Raw genomic sequence first — 16056 nt, 5'->3', positions numbered from 1 at the left:
TACAGGCGACGGCGTCCTTTTAGCGCCGCCGTCAACATTTTCTGGAGGGGTTTATGACCGTTTCAACGACCAAGTCCATTCCCAAGATGGGTCGTGGTGCCCGCAAAAGCCTGTCCACCGATCCGACGCGGCTGGTGATTTTTGCGCCGATGTTCGAAGGCCACAGCATGCCGCTGGTGTGCCGTCCGGCCGTGTCCGGCGTGAACCTGGTGGAATGGGCGAGCCAGAATCGCGCGCTGATCGAAAGCAAGCTGCTGGAGCACGCGGTGATCCTGTTCCGTGGCTTCCAGGTGGCCGATATCGGCGAGTTCAACCGCTGCGTCGATGCGATTTCCGGCGGCGCCCTGGAGTACCTGTTCCGCGCCTCGCCACGCACCCAGATCACCGGTCAGTTCAAGATCTACAGCTCCACCGATTACCCGGCGCCGGAGAAAATCTTCCCGCACAACGAACACTCGTATTCGCCGGTGTTCCCGCGTCACCTGTATTTCTACTGCGACACCCCGTCGGCCACCGGCGGCGAAACGCCGTTCGGCGATACCCGCCAGATCCTCGCGCGGATCGACCCGGCGGTGCGCGAAGAATTCGCCCGTAAACGCATCATGTACGTGCGCAACTACGGTGACGGCATGGGGCTGCCGTGGCAGACCGTGTTCCAGAGCGAGGACCGCGCCGAGGTCGAAGCCTACTGCGCCAAGATCGGTATCCAGGCCGAGTGGAAGTCCGGCAACCGCCTGCGCACCCGGCAGAACGGTCCGGCCATCGTGCGCCACCCGCTGACCGGCGAGCGCATCTGGTTCAACCACGGCACCTTCTTCAACGCGCTGACCCTGCCTGACAGCATCCGCGACAACCTGCTGCGTGAATTCGGCCCGCAAGACCTGCCGCAGAACACCTTCTTCGGCGACGGCTCGCCGATTCCCGACGACGTGATTCGCCACCTGCAAGGCATCTACCGCGAGGTGATGGTCGAGTTCGCCTGGGAGAAGGGCGACGTGGTCCTGCTCGACAACATCCTCAGCGTGCATGCGCGCAACGAATTCACCGGCTACAGAAAAATCCTCACGGCCATGGCCATCGCGCAGAAAAGCGCCGACCTGGATCAGGAATAAGGACACCCGACATGAACACCACCGCCCTCGAACCTTCGGTAGACGTCTTCCAGACTTCGGCCCAGCAGGCCTTTTATTTGCGCGTCCAGGAACTGGGCGCCCAGCCGCTGTTCGCCGCCCTGACATTGCCGGTCGCCAGGCCGGTGGATGCCCGGGCGTTGCGGGCGGCGCTGGAGACACTGGGCCGGCGTCACGAAACCCTGCGCACGGTGTACCGCCGCTTGCCGGGCATGAAGTGGCCGGTGCAGAGCCTGTGCGAAGCGCTGCCACTGACAGTGCTGGGCGACCAGTCTTCGGTGGCCGAGGCCTTGAGCCGCAGCCGTGAAGTCCTGGTTGAAGATTCGAATCAAGTGCTGGTGGTGGCACAGGTCGAGGGCGAAACAGGGCAATCCATCGTCACTCTGCTGACCCCGGCGTGCAGCTTCGACCAGGCCTCGCTGCGGGTGCTGTCGGCTGAAATCGCCAGTCTGTTGCGCGGCGAAACCCTGGTCGAAGACGAGGACGCGCTGCAATACCTGGACTACAGCGCGTGGCAGCAAGCGCTGCGCGAAGAAGACATCGGCCACCAGGGCGCTGCGTTCTGGCACAACCTGCAACAGCAGTTCGCCTTGGCCCATCGCTTGCCCTTCGAAAAAGCGCTCGATGTCACCTTGGTTCGTCGTCAGGCCACCTTGATTGACGGCCCATGGTTGGCTGGGGTGCAACGGGCCGCTGTCGAAGCGGGCGTTGAGCCGGAGCAATTGGCGCTGTTGCTGTGGACCGCGTTCGTTGCACGCATCGGCCAACAGGAAAAACTGCTGATGGGCTGGCAGGTGGACGGTCGCAACGAGCAGACCGCCGCCACCCTCGGCCGATTCGCCCGGCGTCTGCCGGTGGCCTTCGAGCACCGTAGCCAGCAGACACTGACGCAAGCCTTGGCCACCTTTGCGGCCAGCGTTGAGCAGTCGCTGTCCTGGCTCGACTGCCTCAACGAGTTCGAACTGAGCGCCGAAGGCACCGCGCCGCTGCGTTACGGCTTCGTCTATCAAGCCGCCATTGATGCCGACATCGAGGTGGACGACGCCAACCCCGAAGTCCTGCGCCTGCTTATCCAGGGCGAGCAGTTGCAGCTGTCATGTCTCGACGGTGCGCTGCCGGAGTCGATGCTGGCCGAATGGCTGGAGCAGTTTGTCGAGTTCAGTCGTCAATTGCTGGCATCGCCCGAGCTGACCCTGGCTCAGGCGAGTCTGGTCAATGCGGCACAACTGACCCGCCTGATCGAGGGCTTCAACCCGAACGCCACCGGCCAGGCATTGCCGTGCCGCTTCCTGCAGGAGTTGTTCGGCGAACAGGCGCGCCTGCATCCACAACGCATCGCCCTGAGCATCAACGGTCAGCGCCTGACCTATGCCGAGCTGGATGCGCGCGCCAACCAGGTGGCCAATACCTTGCGCGCCCAAGGCGTGGCGGCGGATGAAATCGTGGCGGTCTACGGCCAGCGCTCGCTGGAAATCGTCATCGCCTTGTTGGGTACGCTCAAGGCCGGCGCTGCGTACTTGCCGCTGGACCCGAACTACCCGATCGAGCGCCTGGCGTTCATGCTCGCCGATACCGGCGCGCGCCAGGTGCTGGCCTGCCAACCGCTGCCGGACGCATTGGGTCATGAGCGGATAATTTCCCTGATGCCGGGGGCCGAGGTCTGGGCCGCTGCGCAAACCGAACCTGCGCCTCAGGGCGACAGCGCCAACCTGGCCTACGTCATCTACACCTCCGGCTCCACCGGCAAACCCAAGGGCGTGATGATCAGCCATGCCAACGCCGTGGCCTCGACCCTGGCGCGCACTGGGTTCTATCGCCAGCCGCTGCGCGCGTTCCTGATGCTCTCGTCGTTCTCCTTCGACAGCTCGGTGGCTGGGGTGTTCTGGGCGCTGGGGCAGGGCGCGACCCTGTGCCTGCCGGACGAGGACAGCTACAAGGATCCGGCGCAACTCGCGGCGCTGATCCAACGCGAAGAGATTTCCCACTACCTGACCTTGCCGTCGTACCACGCACAGATTCTCGAACACCTCGATCAGCAGGCCCTGGCCTGCGTCATCGTTGCCGGCGAAGCCTGCAGCAACGCCCTGGTGCAGCGACATCGCGAAGCATTGCCGGGGGTGGCACTGGTCAACGAATACGGCCCGACCGAAGGCACCGTGTGGTGCTCGGCCTGGGAATTGCCGCTCGGCCAGGACGCCGATAGCATTCCGATCGGCCAGCCGATAGCCGGCATGCGCATTCACGTGCTCGGCCCGGACCTGCAACCGGTGGCCGTGGGCGCCGAGGGTGAACTCTACGTCGGCGGTGCCGGTATTGCCCGGGGTTACCTGCAGCGTGCCACGCTGACGGCCGAACGTTTTGTCCCCGACCTGTTCGCGAACGCGGAGGGCCAACGCCTGTACCGCACCGGTGACCTGGCGCGCTATCGCGCCGATGGCGTGCTGGAGTATCTGGGCCGGGTCGATCACCAGGTGAAAATCCGCGGCTTCCGCATTGAGCTGGGCGAAATCGCAGCGGCCATGCGCAGCGCACCGGGCATCGAGGACGCCGCCGTCATCGCCCGGGAAACCCCGACCGGTCCGCAACTGCTGGGCTTCGTGGTGTCCCCGGCGGACACCGCCGACATCCGCCTCAACGAATTGCGCAGCCATCTGGCCGAGGCGCTGCCCGAGCACATGCAGCCGGCGCGCTTGCAGGTGCTGGAAGGTTTCCCGCTGATGCCCAACGGCAAGCTCAATCGCCAGGCCTTGCTTGATCTCGATGTGCGCCGCAGCGCCTTCGTCGCGCCGCGCAACGACCTGGAAAAAACCCTGGCGGCGATCTGGGCCGAAGCGCTGCATGTCGAGCGCGTCGGCGTGCACGACAGCTTCTTCGAACTGGGCGGGCACTCGCTGCTGGCCACGCGCATTCGCGCGCGGATTCAGGACGAACTGAACCTGGCGATCCCGCTCAAGCTGTTTTTCGACGGTGACACCCTGGAACGCCTGGCGGCGCAGATCGAGCAGTTCCGCCAGCAAAGTGAACACCAGGAAAACGATGTAGACGCCCTCGAAGCGTTGTTCGACGAAGTGGATGAGGAACACGCGCAATGAGTGCTGCACCGGACAGAATGATGACCCTGGCCCAGCGTTTCTGCGGCTTGAGCGCGGACGCCCGGCGTGCGTTGCAACAAAAGATGCACGCTCAGGGGCTGACCCTGGAATTACTGCCGATCCCGCCACGGGACCGCGCCGTCGACACGCTGCCGGCGTCCTACGCGCAGCAGCGCTTGTGGTTCCTCTGGCAGATGCAGCCCCAGGCCACGGCCTACAACCTGACCGGTGCCTTCCGCCTCAATGGCGAGCTGAACCGCGATGCATTGGCGCAGACCCTGGTAACACTGGTGCAACGTCATGAGGTGTTGCGTACCACGTTCGTCTTCGACGAACAGCAAGTGCTGCAGCGCATCCACCCGCAGATGGACACCCCGCTGGTCGAGGTCACTGCCGCCGACGACATCGAACTGCAACGCCAGATCGCCCTCAACGCCGAGCAGCCGTTCGACCTGCAGCACGGCCCGTTGATGCGCTGCCGCTTGATCCGCCTCGATGCCCGGCAACATGTGCTGGTGCTGACCTTGCACCACATCGTCACCGATGGCGGCTCGCTGCCGATCCTGTTGCAGGAATTCACCCAACTCTATGGACAACTCAGTGCAGGGCAGGCCGCGCAGCTAGCGGAGCCGGGCATTCAATACGCCGACTTCGCCCGCTGGCAGCGCCTGTGGCTGGAGGCCGGCGAGGCCGAGCGCCAGCTCGATTACTGGCGCGAACAGCTGGGCAATGAACACCCGCCACTGAACCTGCCGACCGACCGTCGTCGCCCGGCGATCCCGAGCCAGCAGGGCGCCAGCGTCGAGCTGAAAATTCCCGCTGCGTTGACCGCTCAACTGCGCGAGCTGGCCCGCCGCGAAGGCTGCACCCTGTTCATGCTGCTGATGGCTGCGTTGCAGACGCTGTTGCATCGCTACAGCGGCGAGCAGGACATTCGCGTCGGTGTGCCAATTGCCAACCGTACCCGACAGGACGTGGAAAACCTGCTGGGCTTTTTCGTCAACACCCAGGTGCTGCGCAGCCAGCCCCGGGCCGACCAGCCGTTCGTGCAATTGCTGGCCGAGGTCAAGGCCGCAGCGCTCGGCGCACAGGCCCATCAGGACCTGCCGTTCGAGCAACTGGTCGATGGCCTGGGCGTGGAGCGCAGCCTGAGCCACACGCCGCTGTTCCAGGTGATGTTCAACCACCAGCGCGACAGTGGCGACCCGCAACGCTGGGACTTGCCGGGCTTGAGCGTCGAACCGCTGATCTGGGACGAAAAGACCACCAAGTTCGACCTGATGCTCGACACCGTCGAAAGCGACGAGGGCATCCACGCGTCGTTCGTCTACGCCACCGAACTGTTCGACGCCGCGGCCATCGAGCGTCTCGGCCGCCACTGGGTGAACCTGTTGCAGGCCATCTGCAGCGACCCAGGTGTGGCCTTGGCCGACCTGTGCATGCTCGACGCCTCCGAGAAGCAAGCCACGTTGCTGGACTGGAATCGCAGCGCCGAAATCAACGCGCCAGAAGCTGCGAATGCCCTGTGTGCCCATCAACTGATCGAAGCCCAGGCCGCCGCGCACCCGCACAACATTGCCGTGACCTGCGAAGGCATCACCCTCACTTACGCCGAACTGAACAGTCGCGCCAACCGCATCGCCCATCGTCTGCGCGAACGCGGTGTGGGCCCGGACGTGTTGGTGGGCATCGCCCTGGAGCGTTCGCTGGAGATGATCGTCAGCCTGCTGGCGATCCTCAAGGCCGGTGGCGCCTATGTGCCGCTGGACCCGGATTACCCGCAGGATCGCCTGGCCTACATGCTCGCCGACAGCGGCACACGCCTGTTGTTGACTGACTCGGCCCTGATGCCGCGCCTGCCATTGAACGAAGGCATTGAAGTGATCTGCCTCGATCACGCCAGCGACTGGCTCGATGAGGCCAGCGCCGACAACCTGCCGAACCTGACTGCTGCAGCGAACCTGGCCTACGTCATCTACACCTCCGGTTCCACCGGCAAACCCAAGGGCACGCTGCTGCCCCACAGCAACCTGACCCGCCTGTTCAGCGCCACCGGGCACTGGTTCGGTTTCAATGCGGACGACGTCTGGAGCCTGTTCCATTCCTACGCCTTCGACTTTTCCGTATGGGAAATCTTTGGCGCGCTGTTCTACGGCGGCAAGCTGGTGGTCGTGCCGCACGCGGTCAGCCGCTCCCCGGAAGACTTCGCCCGCTTGCTCAGTGATGAAGGTGTCACGGTACTCAACCAGACCCCCTCGGCCTTCCGCCAGCTGATGCCGTTCGCTTGCGCCAACGCGCCAGGCATGGCCCTGCGTTATGTGGTGTTCGGTGGCGAGGCGCTGGACGTGGCCAGCCTGCGGCCCTGGTACGACGCTTTCGACGACCGGCAGCCATTGCTGATCAACATGTACGGCATCACCGAAACCACGGTGCACGTGACCTACCGCCCGCTGTCCCACGCCGACCTCGATGGCGCCAACAGCTCGCCGCTGGGCGAGCCGATTGCCGACCTGCGCTGGTACGTGCTCGACCCGCGCCTGAACCCGGTGGCCAAGGGTTGCGTTGGTGAGCTGTACGTCGGCGGTGCCGGTCTGGCCCGGGGTTATCACCAGCGTGCCGACCTGACCGCCACGCGCTTTGTGCCGGACCTGTTCGCCACTGAGCCGGGCGCACGCCTGTATCGCACCGGCGACCTGGCGCGTTATTGCGCCGATGGCAGCATCGAGTACGCCGGGCGTATCGACCATCAGGTGAAGATCCGTGGCTTTCGCATCGAACTGGGGGAAATCCAGGACCGCCTGCAAAGCCACCCGGCCATCGAGCAAGCGCTGGTCCTGGCACCGCAGGTCAACGGCAGCCAGCAACTGGTGGCGTGGTTCACCGCGACCCACGACGACAAGGATTTGCGCCAGTCCCTGCGCGAACATTTGCAGGGCGGTCTGCCGGACTACATGGTGCCGGCGCACCTGATCAGACTCGAGCACTGGCCGCTGACCAGCAACGGCAAGCTGGATCGCAACGCATTGCCCAAGCCTGACGCAGCCTTGGCGCAACTGGCGTACACCGCGCCAATGGATGACATGCAAACCGAGCTGGCGGCGATCTGGCAAGACGTGCTCAAGCTTGAGCGCGTAGGCATCGACGACAACTTCTTCGAGCTGGGCGGTGACTCGATCATCTCCATCCAGGTGGTCAGCCGCGCGCGTCAGGCCGGGATTCGCATCACCCCGCGCGACCTGTTCCAGCACCAGACCGTGCAGAGCCTGGCGAAGGTCGCTGTGCGCAGCGCCGGGCTGGTCATCGATCAGGGGCCGGTGCGCGGTGACGTGTTGCTGACGCCGATCCAGCACTGGTTCTTCGAACAAACCATCGAAGCCCGTCATCACTGGAACCAGTCGGTATTGTTGGAACTGCGCGAGCCGCTGGACAGCGGCTGCCTGCAACAGGCGCTGGCGGCGTTGCTGGAACATCACGACGCATTGCGCCTGCGTTTGCATCGGGTCGATGGTGTCTGGCAACAGGCACAAGCCGAGCAATGGAGCAGCGCCGATGTACTGTGGCAGCGCCAAGCCGCCGATGCCGATGAACTGCTTGAACTGTGCAACGTTTCACAGGCGAGCTTGAATTTGCAGGACGGCCCGTTGTTGCGTGCCTTGCTGGTGGACATGGGCGCGGCAGGCCAGCGCCTGTTGCTGGTGGTGCATCACCTGGCGGTGGACGGCGTTTCCTGGCGCCTGCTGCTCGAAGACCTGCAAGCCGCCTACGCTCAGGCACGTCGGGCCGAGCCGCTGCGCCTGCCGGCCAAGACCAGCGCCTATCAGGCCTGGGCCGCACGTTTGCAAGGCCATGCGCAAAGCCCGGCGCTGGCGCAGCAAGCCGCTTACTGGCAAGCCCAATATCACGATGTCGCGGTGCAACTGCCGGCGGACAACCCGCAAGGCAGCCTGGCCAGCCGGCACGCCGTCAGCGTGGAAACCGTGCTCGACAGCACCTTGACCCGCCAACTGCTGCAAGACGCCCCGGCGGCTTACCGCACCCAGGTCAACGACCTGTTGCTGACGGCACTGGTGCGGGTGCTGGGCCAGTGGACCGGTCAATCGTCGACCCTGGTCAAACTGGAAGGCCACGGCCGTGAGGACCTGTTCGACGACATCGACCTGACCCGCACCCTGGGCTGGTTCACCTCGATTTTCCCGGTCAAGCTCACCCCAGCCGACGACCTGGCCGCGAGCATCAAGGCGGTCAAGGAACAGCTGCGTGCCGTGCCCGACAAAGGCATCGGCTTCGGCATCCTGCGCTATCTGGCCGAGGCTGGCCTTGAGGCGCTGCCGTCACCCCAGGTCACCTTCAACTACATGGGCCAGTTCGACGCCAGCTTCGACGAGCAGGCGCCGTGGCGTCCGGCGAAGGAAAGCGGCGGTGCCGAGCAGGGCGCCTCGGCCGAGCTGGACCGGGGCCTGAGCATCAACGGCCAGGTCTACGCTGGCCAACTGCGCCTGAGCTGGACCTTCAGTAGCGACCTGTTCAAAGCGCAAACCGTACAGCACCTGGCGGATGCCTATGCCATGGAGTTGCAACGGCTGATCGAGCATTGCCTGAGCGGTGCCGGTGGCCTGACCCCGAGCGACGTACCGCTGGTGCGCGTCGATCAGGCGCAGCTCGATGCCTTGCCGCTGGCGGCCAGCCGCATCGAAGACATCCTGCCGCTGTCGCCGATGCAGCAAGGCATGTTGTTCCACAGCCTGTTCGCCCCGGATGCCGGTGCCTACGTGCCGCAGATGCGCGTGGATGTGCAGGGGCTGGACGTCGAGGCGTTCGGCAATGCCTGGCAGCAGACGCTGGCGCGCCATGAAGTGCTGCGCGCGGCGTTCTTCAGCGAAAGCAACGGCTCGCGGCCGCTGCAAGTGATCCTCGCCGACGCCACGTTGCCGATGAGCCTGCTCGACTGGCGCGACCGGCCTGATCTGCCGCACGCGCTGGAGCGACTGGCCGAGGACGATCGCCTGCGCGGTTTCGACCTGACGGCGGCACCGCTGCTGCGCCTGACCCTGGTGCAGACCGCCGATGACAGCCATCACTTGATCTTCACCAACCACCACATCCTGCTGGACGGCTGGAGCACCTCGCAGTTGTTCGGCGAAGTGCTGCAACGGTATTGCGGAATCATGCCCGCGCCGAGCGCCGGTCGTTATCGCGATTACATGGGCTGGCTGGGCACCCGTGACCGCGCTGCGTGCGAAGCGTTCTGGCTGGAGCAATTGCAGGCGTTCACCGAGCCGACCCGTCTGGCCGGCGCCTTGCCGGGGCCGGTCGCAGGACAGTGCAGCGGACATCGCACCCTGCACCTCAGCCTGGACCGCGCCGCCACCGAACGTCTCAGCGGGTTCGCCCGCCAGGCCCGCGTCACGCCCAACACCCTGCTGCAAGCCGCATGGCTGTTGATATTGCAGCGTTACACCGGCCAGTCGACGGTGGCGTTCGGCGCCACGGTGTCGGGGCGTCCGAGTGAACTGCAAGGCATCGAGCAGCAGATCGGGTTGTTCATCAACACCTTGCCAGTGATCGCCACGCCGCACCCCGAGCGTACGGTCAGCCAATGGATCGATGAAGTCCAGGCGCTCAACCTCAGGTTGCGCGAAGTCGAGTACACGCCGCTGGCGGACGTGCAGCGCTGGGCCGGTCATTCCGGCGAGACGCTGTTCGACACCCTGCTGGTGTTCGAAAACTACCCGGTGGCGCAAGCGTTGGAGGAGGGCAACAGCAGCGTGCTGAAATTCTCCGGCCTCGGTCACCACGACCAGACCAGTTTCCCGCTGGCCATTGCCGCCGAGCTGGGCGAATGCCTGGACCTGCGTTTCAACTACGACGTGGCACTGTTCAGTGCCGAAGCCATCGAAGGTTTGAGCACTCGGCTGGTGGCGTTGCTCGATGCCATGGTCTGCGCGCCGCAACAGCCCTTGGGGCGCTTGAGCCTGCTCGATGCCGTGCAAACGGCGCAGCAGGTCGAAGGCTTCAACCGCACGGTGCAGGACTGGGCGGATGTGCGCCCGGTCTACCAGTGCTTCGAAGCCCAGGTGCTGCAAACCCCGGAGGCCCCGGCCCTGGTGTTTGCCGGCCGGACCCTGAGTTATCGCGAGCTCAATCAACAGGCCAACCGCCTGGCGCACCTGTTGCGCCGTCAGGGTGTGGGCGCCGAAGTGTTGGTGGGCATCGCTGCCGAGCGCTCGCTGGAACTGGTGATCGGCTTGCTGGCGATCATGAAGGCCGGCGGCGCCTACGTGCCGCTGGACCCGGACTACCCGCGCGAACGCCTGGAGCACATGTTCGACGACAGTGGCGTGCACCTGCTGCTGACCCAGCGTCATCTGCTTGAGCAGTTGCCGATCCCGGCCGCCATCACGGCGATCTGCCTGGACGACATGGCGCCGTTGCTCGAAGGGCTGAGCGAGGAAAACCTGCCCTGCGTGGTCGAGCTGCAATCGCTGGCCTACATGATCTACACCTCCGGCTCCACCGGCAAACCCAAGGGCGCGGCCAACCGTCACGATGCCTTGTACAACCGCCTGGCGTGGATGCAGGGCGCCTATCCGCTGGACGGGCGCGACACCGTCTTGCAGAAAACCCCGTTCAGTTTCGACGTGTCGGTCTGGGAGTTCTTCTGGCCACTGATGACCGGCGCACGGCTGGCCGTGGCCGAACCGGGGGCCCATCGCGATCCGGCGCAACTGGTCAGCCTGATCGAGCAGTACCGGGTCAGCACCCTGCATTTCGTACCGTCGATGTTGCAGGCGTTTGTCCAGGGCGAAGGCTTCGAGCGTTGCGCCAGCCTGCGGCAGATCATGTGCAGCGGCGAAGCCTTGTCGGCAGACTTGCAGCACAGCCTGTTCCGCGTCCTGCCGGACGTCGCCCTGTACAACCTGTACGGCCCCACCGAAGCAGCGATCGACGTGACCCACTGGACCTGTGTCGATGACGGCGGGTTCAGCGTGCCGATCGGTTATCCGATTGCCAACCTGGTGACCTACATCCTCGACGACAGCCTGCAACCGCAGGTGCAGGGGTGTGTGGGCGAGCTGTACCTGGGCGGCATCGGCCTGGCCCGTGGTTACCACAACCGTCCGGACCTGACCGCCGAGCGTTTCGTCGCCAGCCCGTTCGGTGAGCAGGGCGAGCGCCTGTACCGCACCGGCGATCTGGCGCGTTACCGCGAAGACGGCGTGATCGAATACGTCGGCCGCATCGACCATCAAGTGAAGATCCGCGGCTTGCGCATAGAGCTGGGGGAAATCGAAGCCTGCCTGCTTGAGCATCCACAGGTGCGCGAAGCCGTGGTGATCGCCCTGGACGTTGGCAAGTCCAAGCAATTGGTGGCTTACGTCGTAGGTGATGCCGCTGTTGATCGTCTCAAGCAACACCTGCGCAACGCGCTGCCAGAGCACATGCAGCCGAGCCACGTGTTGTTGCTCGATCAGTTGCCGGTGACACCCAACGGTAAGCTCGACCGTCGCGCATTGCCACAGCCGGACCAGCAAGTACGCGAATACGTTGCGCCGCGCACTGCCGTGGAAGCGACGCTGCAAGCCGTATGGCAGGCGTTGTTCGAAGTGCCGCAAGTGGGCATGCACGACAACTTCTTCGAACTGGGCGGCGATTCCATCGTCTCGATCCAGGCCGTCAGCCGCGCACGCAAGGCCGGCTTGAGCATTTCGCCCAAGCATGTGTTCAGCCATCCGACCCTCGCCGAACTGGCCACGGTCGCCCAACCGGTCGCGGCGGATCAAGCCGTGCCGACTGTGGTTGCACCGGCAGCAAAAATCGAACTGAGTGAAGCGCAATATCAGGCGCTGGAACTGACAGCGGACGACGTCGAGGACGTTTATCCGCTGTCGCCGATGCAGCAAGGCATGCTCTTCCACTCGGTGCAGGACGGCGATTCGGGGCTGTACGTTAACCAGATCGAAGTGGGCGTGCGCGGCGTGGATGGCGCGCGTTTCCGTGAAGCCTGGGCCGATGCCGCCCAACGTCACGGGATTCTTCGCACTGCCTTCCTCTGGGAAGGCGACAAGGAGCCGCTGCAAGTGGTGCGGCGCCATGCACCTGCGCTGCTGACCGAGCTGGACTGGCGCGGGCTGGATGATCAGCCTGAACGCGTCCGCCAACTGGCCCTGGAGGAGCGCGAACGCGGCTTCTCGCTCAATCGCGCGCCCTTGTTGCGCCTGTTGCTGGTGCGTCTGGAAGACGACCGCTATCGCCTGATCTGGACGTACCACCACATCCTCATGGACGGCTGGAGCGTGTCGCGCCTGATCGGTGAAGTGCTGCGCCATTACAGCGGCGATGAACACGAGCCGGTGGCCGCCTACCGCGACTACATCGACTGGCTCGGCCAGCAAGTCGCCGAGGCCAGCGAGGCGTTCTGGAAAGGCAAACTCGCCAACCTCGAAGGCGCCACGCACCTGGCCCGCGCCTTGCCGGTCAAGGCGCCGCAAGCGGGTTACCACGCGATCTATACGCACCTGAGCGCCGGGCAGACCGCGCGTTTGCAGGCCTTTGCCCAGCAACAGCAGGTGACGCTCAACACCCTGGTGCAAGCCGCGTGGTTGCTGCTGTTGCAGCGCTACACCGTCCAGCGCACGGTGACGTTCGGCGCCACCGTGTCTGGGCGCCCGGAAACCCTCAACGGCTCGGAGAACATGCTCGGGCTGTTCATCAACACCTTGCCGGTGGTCAACAGCGTGCCGACCGAGGCCCGCGTCGGTGACTGGCTGCGCGAGATCCAGGCCTGCAACCTCGACATCCGCGACTTCCAGCAAACCCCGCTGAGCGATATCCAGCGCTGGGCCGGGCAGGGCGGGCAGTCGTTGTTCGACAGCATCATCGTCTTCGAAAACCAGCCGGTGGACCGCACCCTGCGCGAATGGAACGGCGACTCGCTGCGCTTCGAAGACGTGTCCGACTTCGGCCTGACCAGCTTCGCCATGGACCTGATGGTCAGCCTCGACGAGGGGCTGCGCATCGAGTACATGCACCAGCGCGACCAGTTCGATCTGGCGACCGTCGAAACCCTGCGCGGCCACATGGAAAGCCTGATGCAGCGCCTGTGCGACGACGCCGGGCGTGCTGTCGGTGAGCTGGGCCTGCTGACCCTGGACGAAGGCCGGGCGCTGGACGGCGAACGGCCGGTGGTGGCGGGCGGTGACGAGACACCGGTGCACGAGCTGATCCGTCAGCGTGCGCGACTGCAACCGGATCACAGGGCGTTGGTGCTCAGCTATGCCGAGCGCGATGCCGAGCACCTGAGCTACGCCGAGCTAGACCGACGCTCCGATGCGTTGGCGGTGCATCTGCTGGAACAGGGCGTGCAGGCCGAAGACGTGATCGGCGTGTTCATGGAGCGTTCGCTGGAGCTGGTGGTGTCGCTGCTGGCAGTGATGAAGTGTGGCGCCGCCTACGTGCCGCTGGACCCGCAATACCCCCAGGAACGCCTGCGCTACATGATGGCCGACAGCGACATGCGCCTGCTGCTGACCCAGGAACGGCTGCGCGACACAGCGCAGTTGAATCCGGGCACGGCGATGGTCGCGGTGGACCGATTGAACCTCGACGTCGAGGTGCCGGCACCGCAACGTGCTGTGCACGCCGAGCAACTGGCCTACCTGATCTACACTTCCGGCTCGACTGGCAAACCGAAGAGCGTCGCCGTCGCCCACGGCCCCCTGAGCATGCATGTACAGGCCATCGCCGAGCTGTACGAAATGGACCCGGGCAATCGCGAACTGCACTTCATGTCGTTCGCCTTCGATGGCGCCCATGAACGCTGGATCACCGCGCTGATCAGCGGCTCGACCCTGGTCATTCGTGACAATACGTTGTGGACCGCCGAGCAGACCCTGGCTGTGCTGCACCGCCAGCGCATCAGCGTCGCCTGCTTCCCGCCGGCGTACCTGCTGCAACTGGCCGAGCACGCCGAACTGCAGGGCGGTGATCCGCCGCCGGTGCGCATCTACTGCTTCGGTGGCGATGCGGTGCCGGACGCCACGTTCGAGCGGGTCAAACACACACTCAAGCCGCAATACCTGGTCAACGGCTACGGCCCGACGGAAACCGTGGTCACGCCGCTGCTGTGGAAGATCGCCGCCGACGGCCATTGCCAGGCAATGTACGCGCCGATTGGCCAACGCGTCGGCAGCCGCAGCCTGCACGTGCTGGACATGGACCTCAACCCGCTGCCGATAGGCATGGTCGGTGAGCTGTACATCGGCGGACGGGGTGTCGCGCGCGGTTACCATCGTCATCCGTGGCAGAGCGCCGAGCGCTTCGTCGCCGATCCGTTCAGTACTGAAGGCGGGCGCCTGTATCGCACCGGTGACCTTGTGCGCCGTCGCGAGGATGGTGTGTTCGACTACGTCGGGCGCATCGACCATCAGGTCAAGGTGCGCGGCTTCCGCATCGAACTGGGCGAAATCGAAGCCCGCTTGCGCGAGCAGGTCGGGGTCAACGATGCGCTGGTGGTCGTGCGGGACAACGGCCAGGGGCCGCAACTGGTGGGCTATGTGGTGGCGGCACAAGACGATGGCCTCGGCCCGCGTTGCCAGGCGGCATTGCGCGAAAGCCTGCCCGACTACATGGTGCCGACGCAGGTCGTGGTGCTGCCGCGCTTCCCGCTGACACCCAACGGCAAGCTCGACCGCAAGGCTCTGCCGGATCCGGCCTTCACCGGCCGCGACTACGTGGCCCCGCGCACGCCGCTGGAATGGGCGCTGGCGGACATCTGGCAACAGGTGCTGGGCATCGAGAAGGTCGGCATCACCGACAATTTTTTCGAACTGGGCGGTGATTCGCTGCGCACCCTCAAGGTGATCTCGAAAGTGCGTGCGCTGAACGCGCCGGATTTCCAGATCAAGCTGCGCGACATGATGGCCAAGCCGACGATTGCCGGGTTGTCCGGTGTCGATGAGCAGCCCGTGCGCCAGAGTCCGCAACCGCTGTTGCTGCTCAATCAGCTGGTGGCGGATCAGCCGGCATTGTTCTGCCTGCACGCCGGTTTCGGCACGGTGTTCGATTACGAGCCGTTGGCCCGGCGCCTGGACGGTGAGCGCACGGTGTACGGCGTGCAATGCCGAATGCTGCTCGACCGGCAGTGGCAGGACATTTCGCTTTCACAGATGGCCGCCGACTACGTCGAGGCGATCCGCGCCAGACAACCCCAGGGACCGTACCACGTGCTGGGCTGGTCGCTGGGCGGGGCGTTGGCGTTGCTGGTGAGTGAGCTGTTCGAACAGCAGGGCCAGCGTGTGGCGTTCGTCGGTCTGGTGGACAGCTTTGTACCGACCCAGGCCAATGCCGTTGCCAGTGCAGATGAGTGGCGAGTGGATCTGGCCGAGTTCCTCGGTGCAACCCTGGGCATGGATGGCGAGGTGATCGCCCGGGCGTTGAGTACCGAGTCGGCGGGGGACCACGATGCTGTGGCGCGGATCATTCGCGCGGTGATCGACAGCCAAAGCGATCAGGCCAGCGGTTATGCGCTGCTCGGTGCCGATGAGCTGGCCCAGACGTTCATGGTCAGCACGCGCTTGAAGGCGCTGTCGCGGCAGGTTGAAACCCTGCCGATTCCGCAAGCCGGGCTGCATTGCTGGTGGGCCGATGGCAACCCGACGGCCGAACGCGCCACGCTCGAACGCCAGCAACCGCGGCTGCGCGAGGTGCAAACGGTGACGGCCGGGCACTTCGATATCCTGCAGCAGGATGAGTGTCTGGATGCCGTGGTGGCGCTGCTTGGCCGGGAGGTGGTGCCGCAGATCTAAGCTGTTCATTCTTGGTCAGGACCACAGGCA

Annotated in this window: 3 protein-coding genes; all 3 read left to right on the top strand. The window is 65.0% G+C overall.

Annotated elements, in window-relative coordinates; all coding sequences use genetic code 11:
* The first annotated feature begins 53 nt into the window (after positions 1-53).
* From ACEN83_RS21635 to ACEN83_RS21625, 3 genes are read left to right on the top strand one after another with little or no spacing between them, the layout of a single operon-like run.
* Positions 54-1112, top strand: coding sequence for a TauD/TfdA family dioxygenase (locus ACEN83_RS21635; RefSeq protein WP_495578383.1), 1059 nt, complete (start codon positions 54-56; stop codon positions 1110-1112).
* A gap of 11 nt (positions 1113-1123) precedes the next feature.
* Positions 1124-4222, top strand: coding sequence for a non-ribosomal peptide synthetase (locus ACEN83_RS21630; RefSeq protein ID WP_495578382.1), 3099 nt, complete (start codon positions 1124-1126; stop codon positions 4220-4222).
* Entirely contained in the window at positions 4219-16026 is an 11808-nt protein-coding gene (locus ACEN83_RS21625) for an amino acid adenylation domain-containing protein (RefSeq protein WP_495578381.1), read from the top strand. Before ACEN83_RS21630 ends, ACEN83_RS21625 begins: the two co-directional genes overlap by 4 nt.
* The last annotated feature ends 30 nt before the right edge of the window (positions 16027-16056 follow it).

Source organism: Pseudomonas sp. Pseusp49, assembly GCF_059491875.1.
Note: the sequence above shows the minus strand (reverse complement) of the source record. Positions and strands in the feature narration are given on the sequence as shown.

Excerpts from the sequence above, each read along its gene's own strand:
- ACEN83_RS21630 (WP_495578382.1), top strand. The coding sequence starts at position 1,124 with ATGAACACCACCGCCCTCGAACCTTCGGTAGACGTCTTCCAGACTTCG.
- ACEN83_RS21635 (WP_495578383.1), top strand. The coding sequence starts at position 54 with ATGACCGTTTCAACGACCAAGTCCATTCCCAAGATGGGTCGTGGTGCC.
- ACEN83_RS21625 (WP_495578381.1), top strand. The coding sequence starts at position 4,219 with ATGAGTGCTGCACCGGACAGAATGATGACCCTGGCCCAGCGTTTCTGC.